Here is a 461-nt window from a genome sequence, read left to right as displayed (position 1 = left end):
CTGATACCGGCAGGAATTGTCGCAAATTCCCGCTCCGTGCAGCGGGCAATTTCCGGATACCCTTCGTCATCAACACGTACAAACCAGAAGACCAGTTTTTTGTTTCCGGCATCCACAAAGAACGGAATATTCAGGTCTGCGCAACACTCAACGGCATCGTCAAAATTATCAAAGCGCAGAACCTCAGCTTCTTCTTCGTCAAAAAAATCATCTTCGTGAAGTTTTACGACATAGCGGAGGAGTTTGCTTCTTTGAGGTGCAGGTTTTCGTTTGCGTGGTTTAGCTGAACGGGCCATATAACTACCTGAAAGACAATGATATTGTCTGTTTTTATAACGGTAATCACAGGCCATGACAAGCCGCAGCCGTCAGGCCGCCTACTCGGGGCGGTTTAGAACGCTTATTTAGTACCAGATCTTACTTATAATAAAGGGGCTTGGCAGTTTGGATAAACTATTGTC

1 protein-coding gene is annotated in these 461 nt (G+C 45.8%); it reads right to left on the bottom strand.

What is annotated here, in order from left to right:
• Positions 1-353: hypothetical protein (locus tag ACUU1I_RS21200; protein ID WP_449144947.1), on the bottom strand; the 353-nt coding region annotated here is incomplete at its 3' end.
• Between the last annotated feature and the right edge of the window lie 108 nt (positions 354-461).

It is taken from the genome of Shigella sp. SIG3, from assembly GCF_053555855.1.
Note: the sequence above shows the minus strand (reverse complement) of the source record. Positions and strands in the feature narration are given on the sequence as shown.